This is a genomic window from Winogradskyella marina (assembly GCF_015645385.1).
GTDB lineage: Bacteria > Bacteroidota > Bacteroidia > Flavobacteriales > Flavobacteriaceae > Winogradskyella > Winogradskyella marina.
Map to the genome: position 1 here is coordinate 491,942 of NZ_JADOET010000001.1, position 14,215 is coordinate 506,156.

Annotated in this window: 14 protein-coding genes; 4 read left to right on the top strand and 10 right to left on the bottom strand. The window is 33.4% G+C overall.

The genetic code is table 11. The features are described 5' to 3' along the window. Window positions 1–43: 43 nt before the first annotated feature. The 4 genes from ITJ86_RS02100 to ITJ86_RS02115 form a co-directional block, all read right to left on the bottom strand. Window positions 44–1,576 carry a carbon-nitrogen hydrolase family protein gene (locus tag ITJ86_RS02100; protein ID WP_195869944.1) on the bottom strand — a complete coding sequence of 511 codons (1,533 nt, stop codon included), beginning with the start codon at window positions 1,574–1,576 and terminating at the stop codon, window positions 44–46. Next, a complete protein-coding gene (locus ITJ86_RS02105) occupies window positions 1,576–2,553 on the bottom strand; it encodes a deoxyhypusine synthase family protein (RefSeq protein ID WP_195869945.1) in 978 nt (325 codons plus the stop codon). Before ITJ86_RS02105 ends, ITJ86_RS02100 begins: the two co-directional genes overlap by 1 nt. Continuing rightward, window positions 2,543–3,484: an agmatinase gene (speB, locus tag ITJ86_RS02110; RefSeq protein WP_195869946.1), complete on the bottom strand. Its 942-nt coding sequence runs from the start codon at window positions 3,482–3,484 to the stop codon at window positions 2,543–2,545. Before speB ends, ITJ86_RS02105 begins: the two co-directional genes overlap by 11 nt. A 175-nt stretch (window positions 3,485–3,659) precedes the next feature. Continuing rightward, window positions 3,660–5,057 (bottom strand): type III PLP-dependent enzyme domain-containing protein, encoded by a 1,398-nt coding sequence (locus ITJ86_RS02115; RefSeq protein WP_195869947.1) that lies wholly within the window; start codon window positions 5,055–5,057, stop codon window positions 3,660–3,662. Between the two features lie 526 nt (window positions 5,058–5,583). On the opposite strand from ITJ86_RS02115, the gene ITJ86_RS02120 reads away from it, so the two are divergent. After that, entirely contained in the window at window positions 5,584–6,360 is a 777-nt protein-coding gene (locus ITJ86_RS02120; protein ID WP_195869948.1) for a T9SS type A sorting domain-containing protein, read from the top strand. Between the two features lie 215 nt (window positions 6,361–6,575). Here the strand turns inward: ITJ86_RS02120 and ITJ86_RS02125 are convergent, their stop codons facing one another. Next, entirely contained in the window at window positions 6,576–8,096 is a 1,521-nt protein-coding gene (locus ITJ86_RS02125; protein WP_195869949.1) for a succinate CoA transferase, read from the bottom strand. A gap of 188 nt (window positions 8,097–8,284) precedes the next feature. Here ITJ86_RS02125 and ITJ86_RS02130 point away from each other — a divergent pair, with 188 nt between their 5' ends. Beyond that, the gene (locus ITJ86_RS02130; RefSeq protein WP_195869950.1) at window positions 8,285–9,091 is read left to right on the top strand and encodes an AraC family transcriptional regulator; all 807 of its coding nucleotides are present in this window, start codon (window positions 8,285–8,287) and stop codon (window positions 9,089–9,091) included. Between the two features lie 3 nt (window positions 9,092–9,094). Here the strand turns inward: ITJ86_RS02130 and ITJ86_RS02135 are convergent, their stop codons facing one another. Next, on the bottom strand, window positions 9,095–9,292 hold the full coding sequence (locus tag ITJ86_RS02135) for a hypothetical protein (protein ID WP_195869951.1): 198 nt from the start codon (window positions 9,290–9,292) through the stop codon (window positions 9,095–9,097). A gap of 60 nt (window positions 9,293–9,352) precedes the next feature. Here ITJ86_RS02135 and ITJ86_RS02140 point away from each other — a divergent pair, with 60 nt between their 5' ends. Together ITJ86_RS02140 and ITJ86_RS02145 are read left to right on the top strand one after the other, a co-directional pair. Further along, window positions 9,353–9,787 (top strand): carboxypeptidase-like regulatory domain-containing protein, encoded by a 435-nt coding sequence (locus ITJ86_RS02140; RefSeq protein WP_195869952.1) that lies wholly within the window; start codon window positions 9,353–9,355, stop codon window positions 9,785–9,787. A 7-nt stretch (window positions 9,788–9,794) separates the two neighbouring features. Then, window positions 9,795–10,808, top strand: coding sequence for a transglutaminase domain-containing protein (locus ITJ86_RS02145; protein ID WP_195869953.1), 1,014 nt, complete (start codon window positions 9,795–9,797; stop codon window positions 10,806–10,808). A 22-nt stretch (window positions 10,809–10,830) separates the two neighbouring features. Here the strand turns inward: ITJ86_RS02145 and ITJ86_RS02150 are convergent, their stop codons facing one another. The 4 genes from ITJ86_RS02150 to ITJ86_RS02165 form a co-directional block, all read right to left on the bottom strand. After that, window positions 10,831–11,211 (bottom strand): hypothetical protein, encoded by a 381-nt coding sequence (locus ITJ86_RS02150; RefSeq protein ID WP_195869954.1) that lies wholly within the window; start codon window positions 11,209–11,211, stop codon window positions 10,831–10,833. 127 nt (window positions 11,212–11,338) lie between these two features. Continuing rightward, entirely contained in the window at window positions 11,339–12,199 is an 861-nt protein-coding gene (locus tag ITJ86_RS02155; RefSeq protein WP_195869955.1) for a pseudouridine synthase, read from the bottom strand. Window positions 12,200–12,307: 108 nt separating this feature from the next. After that, window positions 12,308–13,210, bottom strand: a complete 903-nt coding sequence (locus ITJ86_RS02160; protein ID WP_195869956.1) for a geranylgeranylglycerol-phosphate geranylgeranyltransferase — start codon at window positions 13,208–13,210, stop codon at window positions 12,308–12,310. A gap of 45 nt (window positions 13,211–13,255) precedes the next feature. Beyond that, window positions 13,256–14,185 (bottom strand): mevalonate kinase family protein, encoded by a 930-nt coding sequence (locus tag ITJ86_RS02165; protein WP_195869957.1) that lies wholly within the window; start codon window positions 14,183–14,185, stop codon window positions 13,256–13,258. Window positions 14,186–14,215: the final 30 nt, after the last annotated feature.

A 14,215-nucleotide genomic window follows, 5' to 3' on the forward strand; every position in this document is an offset into this window, starting at 1 on the left:
CTTTAATATTATTTCTAAAGCTAATTTTTTTTAAATATAATACTTATTTAATTACTCGAATAACATCGTAAACATCTTTTCTTCGATCTTTTAAATTTTTTACGGCTCCAAAGGAATGTAACTCTCTTAGCAAGCCTAAATCTACATCGGCTACCAATATCATTTCGGTATTTGGTGTAGTTTCTGCTTTTATACCATTACTTGGAAAGGCAAAATCACATGGTGTAAAGACCGCTGACTGTGCATATTGAATATCCATATTATTCACATTAGGTAAATTCCCTACACTTCCAGCAATAGCCACATAACATTCGTTTTCAATGGCACGCGCCTGTGCACACAACCTTACGCGCGAATACCCATTCTGCGTATCGGTTAAAAATGGGACAAATAAAATGTCCATACCTTCATCGGCTAACAATCTTGATAATTCAGGAAACTCAGAATCGTAACAGATTAAAACGCCTATTTTACCCGCATCCGTTTCAAAAGTTTTTAATTGATGACCGCGTTGCATACCCCAAACTTTAGCTTCATCTGGCGTGACATGGATTTTCTCATAACGTTCTAAACTCCCATCTCTTCGGCACAAATAGCCTACATTATACAAGACATCATCGACCACTTCAGGCATGCTTCCGGTGATAATATTTATATTATAGGAAATAGACAGCTGCTGCATTTTTTCAACAATGGTTTGCGTATAACCTGCCAATTCTCTAATCGCTTGCGGCTCGTGCAAATGATTATACTTTGCCATTAATGGCGCATTAAAAAACTCTGGAAACACCGCAAAATCGGAGCGGTAAGCTGAAACGCTATCTACAAAATATTCTACTTGCTGCATCAAATCCTCTAAACCATTATAAGGACGCATTTGCCACTGAATCAACCCTAAACGCACCACAGTTTTTACACTGCTGGCTTTTTTATTGGGTTTGGTATAATAAATATTATCCCACTCCATCAACACCGCATATTCGCTAGAGGCTGTATCGCCTTCTAGATAACCCTTAATAATTCTTATCGGATGAAAATCATTGGAGGTTTGAAAATTTAAAACCGGGTCATGAATTTCCTTATGCTTTACTTTTTGAATGTATTCTTTTGGCGAATATTGGTCTTTATACTTGTGGTAATTTGGCATTCTTCCACCAAAAACAATCCCTTTTAAATTCAGGTTTTCACATAATTCTTTACGATAATCATACAAACGACGCCCTAAACGTAAGCCTCTAAATTCGGGTTTTATGAATACATCAATACCATACAACACATCGCCATCTGGATCGTGATTTTTAAATTTATCCCCTTCAATAATATCGGCATAGGTGTGGTTATCATCAATCTTATCGTAGTCGACAATTAAAGATAAGGCACAACCTGCCAACTGACCATCGATACGAATTACGACCTGACCTTCCGAAAAAATAGAGGTCAAACGTGCAATATGCTCTTTTTTCCAATACGAATTTAAAACGCCACCATAAGCTTCTAAGGTTGCCGATTTTAATTCTTCAAAATCACCAACCGTTAAAAAGCTTAATTCTATATTATCAATCTTATGTTCTTCCATTACATATCTAAAAGATAAGCAAAAATTAATGGTGCTACGATAGTGGCATCACTTTCAATGATGAATTTAGGCGTGTCAATATCAAGCTTTCCCCAAGTAATTTTTTCATTTGGAACCGCACCAGAATACGAACCATAACTGGTGGTACTATCACTAATTTGGCAGAAATAACTCCAAAATGGTGTTTCAGGACGCTCCATATCTTGGTATAACATTGGCACGACACAAATAGGAAAATCGCCAGCAATACCACCACCTATTTGAAAGAATCCAATCCCATTTTCAGAATTATCCGTATACCAATCGGCTAAAAAGGTCATGTATTCAATCCCCGATTTCATAGTGCTTGCTTTCAATTCACCTTTAAGCACGTAGCTGGCAAAAATGTTACCCATAGTACTATCTTCCCAACCTGGGCAAACAATAGGTAGGTTTTTTTCAGCCGCTGCATACATCCAAGAATCTTTCAAATCTATTTCGTAATGCTCTTCTAAAACTCCGGAAAGTAATAATTTATACATGTATTCATGTGGTAAATAGCGTTCGCCTTTAGCTTCGGCTTCTTTCCAGATTTTAACGATATGCTCTTGAATACGTCTAAAAGCTTCCTCTTCTGGAATACATGTATCGGTCACACGATTTAGTCCTTTCTCTAACAAATCCCATTCGTCTTGAGGGGTTAAATCTCTATAGTTTGGCACACGTTTATAATGCGAATGTGCGACCAAATTCATGATATCTTCTTCAAGATTTGCTCCTGTACAAGACACGATTTGCACTTTATCTTGACGAATCATTTCGGCAAAAATTTTACCCAATTCTGCTGTACTCATTGCACCAGCCAAAGACACTAACATCTTTGCGCCAGAATTAAGTTGCGCTTCATAACCCTTTGCCGCATCAACCAAAGCTGCTGCGTTAAAGTGTAAATAATATTTTTCTATAAATTTTGAAATTTCTCCTTTACTAGTACTCATCATCGTTATTTTTTGAAAATTTATTTAATCCGTTTGTCTTGTCGTTGAAATTACTTTCAAAATCATCACCACTATTTTGATTTAGAAATTTGTAGCTCAACATTTTGTAATATAATTTGGCTGCTAAGAAATCTGATGATTTATCGTTTTCATTAGGACATAATTCCACGATATCAAAACCAACCACATTCTTTTCTTCGAATACTTGTTTTAAGAATTCCAAAGTTTCATAATACAGTAAGCCGCCTGGTTCTGGTGTTCCTGTACTTGGCATTATAGAAGGATCAAAGGCATCTAAATCGAATGTGATAAATACGTTATCGGTCATTTGATCGATTGCCGAATCCATCCAACTATCATCCATTGCCATTTCGTGAGCGAAATAGGTTTTTTCTTCGTCCATAATCGATTTTTCAATGCTATCCATGGAACGAATGCCAACTTGAATTAAGTTAGTGGTTTGACTCGCTTCATATACAGCACAAGCATGGTTGCACGTTGACCCTTCGTAGCTTTCGCGTAAATCGGCATGCGCATCAATGTGAAGCACAGTTAAATCTTCAAACATTTCATTGAACGCTCTAATGGTTCCGATTGATACCGAATGTTCACCACCAAAAATGGTTACAAATTTGTTTTTCTTAATGTATTTTTTAGTGGCTTGGTGCACCGCTTCCACCATCGCTTCTGGTGACGCATTTTCGGTTACAGCATCAGCCAAAAATACACCTTGTTGGTACACTTCTGAATCGGTTTCAATATCATAAAGCTCCATATTTTCTGAAGCATCTAAAAAAGCATCAGGACCTTTATCGGCGCCTTTTTGCCAAGTGCTTGTACCATCATAAGGTACAGGAATTAATACGATTTTAGCGGTTTCTAATTTTGCTAAATCTTCTGGAATTCCAGCGTAAGTTTTTGTGTGTATCATTATATGTTATTTCCCAATAAAATGGGAATCTTATTAATTGTTATTTTTTATTTTAAACTATACTATTTCCAACGATCTCTTTCTAAGTAATTAAAACGTTTATTTCTTTGCTTAACTAGGTTTCTACTCCGCTCAACCAGACAATCGTTATTCATTTTTAACTTTTAATTATTAATCAAGAACCATATCCCAAAATACCCAACAAGTTTTCACTTTTCTGTTGCTCAGCAAACACTTTAGTACTTAGGTTTCCATCGGCATCTTTTTGAATTAAAATATGCTTTGGTGTTGGAATTAAACAGTGTTGTAAGCCACCAAAACCACCTATGGTTTCTTGATAAGCTCCTGTATTAAAGAAACCTATATATAAATCTTTATCCTTATTGTATTTAGGTAAATAAATGGCATTAGTGTGTTGTTCGCTGTTGTAATAATCGTCGCTATCGCAAGTAAGACCACCTAATAACACACGCTCATAACTATCGTACCAACGGTTAATTGGCAACATTATAAAACGCTTATTAATCGCCCAGGTATCTGGTAAGGTTGTAATGAAAGAGGAATTAATCATGTTCCATTTTTCACGATCGTTTTGTTGTTTTTGATAGAGAATCTTATAAATAGCTCCACCACTTTCGCCTACTGTAAAACTTCCGAATTCTGTAAAAATGTTTGGTGTGTCTACCGCTTCTTCCTCACAAACGAGTTTAATTTGGTTAACAATTTCATCGACCATATAAGCATAATCAAAATCGAAGGCTAAAGAGTTTTTAATCGGGAAACCACCGCCAATATTTAAACTATCTAAGCTTGGACATATTTTCTTTAATGCGGTATAAACCTTTAAACACTTGTGTAATTCATTCCAGTAATAGGCATTATCTCTAATTCCTGTATTGATAAAAAAGTGTAACATTTTAAGTTCTACTTTCTTATTTTCCTGAATTTGAGACTTATAAAATGGCACAATATTTTTGTAGCCAATCCCTAAACGTGAGGTATAGAATTCAAATTTTGGCTCTTCTTCAGAAGCGATTCTAATCCCAACTTGGAACTTGCCGTTAATCTCTTGAGATAACAAATCGATTTCTTCATAGTTATCGATAATTGGAATGGCATTTTTATGACCATCGTTAATTAAATCAGCAATATTAGAAATGTATTGTTCACGTTTAAAACCGTTACTTAACACATAAGTTTCATTTGTTATTTTGCCTTCCTTTTTTAGTGCTCTTACAATATCAATATCGAAAGCCGAAGAGGTTTCAATATGAATATCATTTGTTAAGGCTTCATCTAAAACATGCTTAAAATGCGAACTCTTAGTGCAATAGCAATAATTGTACTTTCCTTTATAATCGTGTTTTTTAAACGCATCAGAAAACCAGGATTTAGCACGTTGAATGTTATTGGATATCTGTGGTAAGTAGGTGAATTTTAAAGGTGCACCATAGGTTTCCACCAACTTCATTAAGTCGATATCGTGAAAATGCAACGCTTTATCCTCAAGTTTAAATTCGTCTTGAGGAAAGTGAAAGGATTGATCGATGAGATCAATGTATTTATTGTTCATTGTTTAAATATAAATTCAAGTGTAAATAAAAATAGTAGTGTAAATAAGATTAGGGTTACACTAAATCATACCTGAATTTGGCTTTGTGTAGTAGGTACAAAACCATAAATATGCTGGCTAGCAGCTATCGCAGAAGCGGAAGTTAGCTCTAAAATTCGGTTACTTAATCTATAAGCTGCTCTTGAATATGACTTCCTAATTTTCAAGCGCCCGAACATATAAACATGTTTCAATTGTTCAGCTAAAAACTGGATTATAATTTAATAGATTGACTCCAATTTTCGCTGCAAATGTAATTTATTTTTTAATATGAAAACCTTTTTTTTAATTATTTTTAGCGTCTTGATTTTTAGACAAATAACAATCGATTAGGTTATAAAACGAAAGATTTCAAACTGGTTTATTATTTTATAATCACATCGGTTTTTATACCAACCACACATATTTATCCTCCAATAATACACCTTCACTTTCAGCACAAAATAGTACCATTATATTTGCCTAATAACTATTAATACTGCACACTATGAATAAAATTACATCTTACTTATATCTTTTATTACTACCAACTTTTGTTGCTAGTCAAAATTTAATAGAAAACGGCAACGCAGAAGTCAGTCCAATTATAGAAAACGGATGGACACAAATTTCAGGAGATTGGCAACAACGAACAATATCACCACTGCCACAGGAGGGGAATGCTTATTTCTTTGCTGGTGCTAATAGTAGTGCTGAATTATTTCAAGATGTAGATGTTTCTGACAATAGCGCAAACATTGACTCAGGTAATCAATATTATACATTTAGTTGCTATTTACACTCGTGGCCTCAAACACCAACCGACCAAGGTAGAGTTGTAGTTGACTATATGGATTCAGTTGGAGATATCTTAGATACTTATGATACAGGAGTTAATACGAGAACTGATGAATGGGTTTATTTTACAGATACTCGTATAGCACCAATTGGAACAAGAACTATTAAAGTGACACTACTTTCTGAGCGTTACCAAGGCAGTAACAACGATGGTTATATTGACGATGTTCAATTAGTAGAAGGAGAAGGATTAACTATTGAAGAATTTGATGAACCTCAATTCGCTATATCTCCTAATCCTGCAAAACATAACATTCAAGTTACAGGATTAACAGGTCATTCAAATTATAACATCTATAATTTAATAGGTAAAAAGGTAAAGACAGGTACAATTTCACAAAACAAACACATCAATATTGAAGCGCTTACAAATGGCTTATACTTTATCTATTTAGATAAACACGTCTTAAAATTCATAAAAAAATAGAAAGCACATTTAATATTTAGGTTAGATACCTTTAACCTTTATTCAAAGTCTTCTGAGGCTCAACTTATACAGGTTGCAGTTGAGCGATAGCTATTGAAGCTAACGGAAACGTATCTGTTATATATCTAAACTAAAGAGCTCATTTTCCAATCTCGTTCAGTAAAGTCAACACGCACTGTAATAAGATATAGGCTTGAATCAGAATAATAGGGATTTTAAGCCTTTACCTCAATCTCATTACAAGCATAATCCTTTACTTTCATTGTTCCTTCAGTTTTAAGTTGCATATGCCACGCAAAGGCTTTTTCAAGACTATGTGGTGTGTGTCCACCCAACTTATAAGCGTCTTCAAAATATTCTAAAAGTTGTGCTTTATATTCAGGATGTGCACAATTTTCAATAACAACTCTAGCTCTTTCTATAGGTGCTAAACCTCTAAGATCTGCCAAACCTTGTTCTGTAACCAAGATATCAACATCGTGCTCACTGTGATCGGTATGTGACACCATAGGAACTACATGTGAAATACGACCTTCTTTAGACATGGAAGGACAAGCAAAAATACTCAAGTAGCCGTTTCTAGCAAAGTCACCAGAACCGCCAATACCATTCATCATCTTAGTACCTGCAATATGTGTAGAGTTTACATTTCCATAGATATCCACCTCAATTGCGGTGTTAATTCCAATAACACCTAAACGATTAATGACTTCTGCCGCATTACTAATATTTTGAGGTCTTAATAGGAGTTTATCTTTATAGGCTTCAAAATTACTAAACACTTTTTTAGAACAGCCTTCCGTGACAGTCATTGACGATGCTGAGGCAAATAATAATTTTCCAGAGTCAAAAAGCTCAAAAGTACTATCTTGAAGCACCTCTGAATACATGGTTAAATTTTTAAACTTACTGTTAGTAAAACCAGATAAAATAGCATTAGCTGTTTTTCCAATACCAGCTTGTAAAGGCAAAAGTGATTCTGTTAAACGTCCTTCTTCTACTTCATTTTCTAAGAATTTAAGAATATGTTCAGAAATGGCCTTAGTTTTTTCGTCTGGTGCTGCAATCACAGCAGGACTATCTGGAAGCTCAGTATAAACAACAGCAACAACTTTGGCTGGATCAATCTTAATAAAAGGATCTCCAATTCTAGTATCAGACTCTAAAACAGGAATAACCTCACGATTAGGCTGTTTTTTAAGAACTTTTACATCATGAATACCCTCAAGACTCTCAGGAAATGTTGTATTGATTTCAATAATAATTTTATCTGCATTTTCAGCAAAAATTGGTGAATTCCCAATAGATGTTGTTGGTACAATATAACCTTCTTCTGTTATTGATACTGCTTCAATAATGGCAATATCAATTTTAAATTTATCAATTTTCTGAAACATGTCTGCCGTTTGCCCTAAATGCTGATCTACATAAAGTACCTCATGATTATTGATACTCTTTCTTAAGGTAGGATCGGCTTGAAACGGCATTCTTTTATATAACGCTCCATTTTTTGCTAAGTCGGCATCCGTATTATACCCTAATGAAGCACCACTCATTACAGTAACCTTTAGATCTTCAAAAAGCGCTCGCTTTGCCACTTGTGGTAATACCGCTTTACTGTCACCTGCTTTGGTAAAACCACTAACACCTAATATGTGATGATTTTTAATTAATATAGCAGCCTTTTCTGGGCTCTGAATTTTATCTAAATAAGCTGAATACTTAACTCTCTGCATAGTCCTGATTATTTTATAAATTATAAGTAAAAAAATTACTGTTTTAGTTTCTATTGTATTTTCCAATAAAAGCGAAAAGCAATTTATATAAGATATTTAATGTCTTTTTATCTAAAAAAGACTTTAATTTATTAATTTCGGACATAAATGGTAAAATAGCAACTATTGAAGTTAAAATTGCAACTATTATGGACACAAAATATTACTTAACAGAGGTTGATAAAATTCCAGAAAGCATCTTTTGTTACCACAATTTAATGGGTGAAAATTTCATTGAATCACATAGCCATAACAAAGGTCAATTTTTATATACTGAAGGAGGTGTTGTACATATTAAAACTGATAGTAGAACTTACTATTTACCTGCACGACATTATATGTGGATTCCGCCAAAAACAAAACATGCTATTTATCCTAATTCACCAAAGGTTATTATGAGAAATCTATATTTTCCTTTAGACGCAATGACATCTGATTTTTATAAAAATGAAGCTATTTACCCGATTAACAACCTACTTTTGGAGTTATTATTATATACAAAAAGCTGGAATGGAGATGTTACAAATTCACAAAAAAACAAATATGCCATTGGCATTGCTTTTAAGGCCCTTTTAGAGCAAACCACATCAAAGTCATTACATTTTGAACTGCCACATCCTAAAGACAGGCGGCTAGTTGCCATTATAAATTATCTGAACAAACAAATTCACGAAGAGCATTTATTGCCTCAACTCGCATCAAAGTTTAGTATGACTAACAAAACGTTATATCGATTATTTAAAAAGGATGTTGGTATGTCGTTTATTAAGTACTACACTAAACTACGTATATTCAAATCTTTAGAATACTTAATGAATTCAGATTATAACATTTCAGAAATAGCCAACAAAGTTGGTTATAATAGTTTACCAACTTTTAGTGATACTTTTAGAAAAATTATGGATAAACGACCATCTGAATATAGAAAATCCAAAGGTGTTTATTTAGAATCCTAAATGTTATAAATTAATTTGTTCAATAGTCATCATTTCTTTCAGTTTAATTAATAAACCAATACTCAAAATAGTAAACTCGAATATTCTATTAAACGTTAATCTTAAAGCATTAGAACAATAAACGACAACAAAGTACTGTGGCAAAAACCAATCACTAACCCAAAACACCACTTTACGAACTGAATGGTTGTTATTACTCATAACAATTTTTAAATGGAAGGTTTAACAGATAGATTTGAGGTAAACAAAACAATCTATATTATGAAATCAACATTAAAAATGCAACAACATCGAACTATTAACTCCATTCGCTTTATTGGAATTGTAATGCTAACACTACTCGCTTATAATCCAATTTACGCGCAAAGCACTACCACAACATCCACCCAAGTTACTGACAACGACAGAATCATTAAAGGTATTGTTAGTGATGAAACGGCAGGTTTAGTTGGAGTAAACGTAATTCAACAAGGAACAAGAAATGGTACAGTAACTAATGAAAAAGGAGAATTCACCTTTCCTAACAAGTTAAAAACTGGTGATGTGCTCCTATTTAGTTATTTAGGCTATGTTACTCAAAAAGTAGTAATTAAAGATAGTACAACATTTATTACCCTTAAACTAACGGAAGATTTGGTTGAAATGATTGGAGCTTTAGATACATCAAAACCGTATAAATCTAAGCGTAAAAACTAAGTTTGTCTTGAATATATTACGTTTCATACTGCCCTTCATATTTGCAACTCAAGCATTTGCTCAAGTTTCTGATTTTAACTCTATTAGTTTTAAAAAATCAGATAGTATTGCATTGGTTTATAAGAATGAAGGGCTTTCTAATTTACCACAACTGGCGTTTCAACTCACCTCTAATTTAGACACAGACGTAGAACGTTTTAGAGCTATTTACCGTTGGGTTTGTAATAATATTTCCAACAATTACGGTTTGTATTTAAGAAATAAACGAAAGCGAGAGCGATTTAAAACAGATCGTATTAGGCTTAAAGCTTGGAACGACGATTTTAGAAAAAAGTTATTTTCCAAACTACTTAAAGACCAAAGTACAATCTGTACAGGCTATGCTTATTTGGTTAAAGAGCTAGCTCAATTGGCCAACATAGAATGCGAAATTGTACAGGGTTATGGACGCGTTAGTACAACAGACATAGAAAATTTAGACCTCCCAAACCACTCTTGGAATGCCGTAAAGCTAAATAACAAATGGTACTTATGCGATCCTACTTGGGCAAGTGGAATACCACATCCTAAAACCAATCGGTTTACATTTCAGTATAATGATGGCTTCTTTTTAACCGAACCGACACTTTTTGCAGTGAATCATTTTCCAGTTGAGCAAAAATGGTGGTTATTAGATAATGCTATTCCTTCCTTTGAGAATTTTTTAGCCTCTCCAATAATTTACGGCAAAGCATATACCTATCTCAACGGACACATTTTGCCACAACAATTGCATCAAACTATTAAACCTTTTGATACCGTTACTTTTAATTACCAAGTTAAACCCACTGTCAAAATTAAAGATATCACCCTTCAACTTGACAATGGTTTTAGAACTTGGAAAACAAAACCACAAGAAACAACTATTAACAACACGTTGTTAATTATAAACCAACAATTTAAAACTACGGGTTTTTACGATGTTCATGTTTTTATCAATGACGACTTAATTTCAACCTATACAGTTAAAGTAAGTCCTTAATGATTGGTAGTGTAATATAAACTTAATCGACAGAGACAATTAACAAATCGTTTTCATCAACTTCAACCTCAATACTCTCACAAGGAAGAATACTCAATTGTATTTTTTGACCGTAAACAAGGTCGTTAGTTGCCACGATAATTATGTCATTATTAGTCAACTCTAGCCAATCGGTATCTGCAGATGTGGTTAAATTCTCCGCATGCAATTCGCTATAATCTTGCCCATAAATAGCAACATCGAAACTAAGCGCACTGTTGTTAGTAATTTTAACTTGAGGTAAGTTGTCTACACAGCTAAGTGTTTGTGGAATCAATTCGTCTTGTGTTTCTTGTACTTCAGAAGAATCTGTTGTACAATTCACCATAAGTAAAAGCACAAAAATGAGTTTAACATTTTTCATAAGTAGGTTGTTTTTAAATATTTGGGACTGCAATATAAAAAAAACAAACAAAACCTCGATAAAAAGTACTTTTATTCGACGAACGGTAAAATATGAAAAATGTAAAAATTGCTAATGAGGCTAAGTATTATAGCATCTTCAAGGTATTTACCTCTTGCTCAGTTAAATGCTTCCAATGACCTCGAGGAATATCCTTTTTGGTTAAATGACCGATGGCAACACAGTCAATTTTTACAATATCGTAATTTAGAACATCAAATATTGTGCGTAAAATGGTATTTCCCGTATTTTTAATTTTAATACCTACTTGGTTTTTAGATTCACCTTGTATGTAGCTTACTTCTTCTACAGAAACTAATTTACCATCTACTTTAAAACCTTCTTGGATCTTTTTTAAATCTTCATATTTTAAATTCTTATCGAGCTCTACTTGAAACAATCGTGCAACTCCATTTTTAGAGTTTGTAAATTTCTGAACTACGATATCATCATTGGTAAATAATAATAAACCTAAAGAGTTTCTGCCTAAGCGACCAATAGGTTTTATGTTTGCGTTAGTAGCATTGGCTACTAGGTCCATAACTGTTCTACCTTTTCCTTCTGCTGTAGTTGTTGCAAAGCCTTTTGGCTTGTTTAACAATACGTACACAGGAAGCTCTGGCGCAATGCGTTGTCCATCAAAACGCACATCATCTGAACGTTTTACTTTGTAACCCATTTCGGTAACTATTTGGCCGTTTACCATAACTAAACCGATAGCAATATTCTCATCGGCTTCGCGACGTGAACATATGCCACTATTGGCTATATATTTATTTAAACGCATCTCATCTGGATTAGATGATTTTGGTGCTTTTGATTTTTTCTTTACACCTTGGGATTTCTTTTTAAAAGGAGCGTTCCCTCTAGCAAAATTTTTACTTTTACTATTAGCATTTCCTCCTCCTGAAGACTTTCCTTTTCCTTTGCTATCTTGATTTCTGCTCATGTTTCAAATTTTCGCAAAGGTAAACAATAGTTTATATCTAGTGCTTAATTATTTAAGATGTTTAATACTATAGATTTTCAAGAGGTTAGAAAATGGATTTCTATGCTTTTAAATTCTGTTTAAAACAATAGAAACATCAATCAAAAGAATAGAAAAAACACCTAGTACAATGATAATTTTTAAGATGTTATGAAGTATAAGATAATGATTCTTTTTATTGGATTTTAGCAGAATAATTAAATAAAGTAGCAACAACACAATACTGAGATAAAAGAAATAGTACATGTGGCCAATTTTAAAAAATAGACTAAGCATAATTGCTGAAATTATAGTAGAAACACCAACAATAGTAAGCATTAACTTAGATACCTTTTCTCCATAAACCACAGGAATTGTTCTATAATTTAGCGCTAAATCACCTTTTAAATTCTCTAAATCCTTAGTGAGTTCTCTCATGGAAATGAGTAAAAACAGAAACAAACCATGAGCAAAAATTACGTTTTCAAAATTTTGGTAATAAATAAAAATGGCAAAAAATGGTGTCACTGTTAATATTGCAGATACCATATTACCAACAATCGGCAACTTTTTTAAGCGATGTGAGTAAAACCAAATCGCAAAAATATACATTGAAAAAAATATGACGGCTTTAAAAGATACATAGCTTGCAAATACAACGGCTAAAAAATTAAGCACAAAGTAGAACGACAGTTTTGTGTTTTGACTAACCAAACGGTCTAGCATTGTTTTTCTAGGTTTGTTGATTAAATCTTTTTCGGAATCGTAAAAATTATTGATAATATAACCACCTGCAATGGTTGCTGAAGATGCTAAAACAAGCATTAATAAATTAAGGTCTAAAAGAACGTCCTTAGCTGGTTTATCGTGAGCAAAAATATAAATTGACGCTAAATATTGAGCAATTACAACAACTAGAATATTATAACCTCTTACTACAGAAAATAGGCTGAAAAATTTTAGAAGAATATGTTTCTGCCGTCTTGTAAGCATAACTACAATAGAAAAGATCCTGACGTAATTTCAGGATGACATACATCAAAAATTATAAACGACTTCTAACTTCTGACCTTTTAGCGCTTCACGTGCTTTATCGATGTTTTCAGTAAACCCTAATATGTAACCTCCTCCGCCAGAGCCACAAAGCTTTAAGTAATAATCGTTAGTGTCCAAGCCATTTTTCCATAATTCATGAAACTGAGTTGGGATCATAGGTTTAAAATTGTTCAAAACAACTTTAGATAATTGCTTGGTGTTTTTAAATAATGATTTCATATCACCCTTTAAAAAGTCATCAACACAAGCATCTGTATGTTTTATAAACTGATCTTTAAGCATGCTACGGAAACCTTCATTTTTCATATTTTCCATAAAAATACTGACCATTGGCGCCGTTTCTCCAACAATACCACTATCTAATAAAAAGACCGCTCCTTTTCCATCTGCCTGTTGAGACGGAATACCAGTCGCTTCAATATTATCTTTAGAATTTATTAAAATGGGAAGGCTTAAATAACTGTTCAATGGATCTAATCCTGAAGATTTACCATGAAAAAACGATTCCATCGCCGAAAAAATACGTTTTAATCGCAACAGTTTCTCACGAGTTAAATTCTCTAAAACCGTTATTTTATCGCTTGCATATTTATCGTAAATAGCAGCAACTAGTGCTCCACTACTTCCTACTCCATAGCCCTGAGGAATAGATGAATCGAAGTACATACCATTGTCAACATCATTTTGCAATGTACCGATATCAAAGCTTACTAAATCTTTATCCAAACTGTTTAAATAGGTTGCAAAACGTTTTAAACTTTCGTTAGAATTCTGCGCTTCTTTTGAAGGATTTTCACCTCTTTTAAGTGCCCCATTATAAAAGTTATAAGGAATAGATAAGCCTTTAGAATCTTTGATGATTCCGTATTCGCCAAACAAAAGTATTTTAGAATAAAATAGTGGTCCCTTCATGTATTAATGAATAATTAATAATGCAAAGTT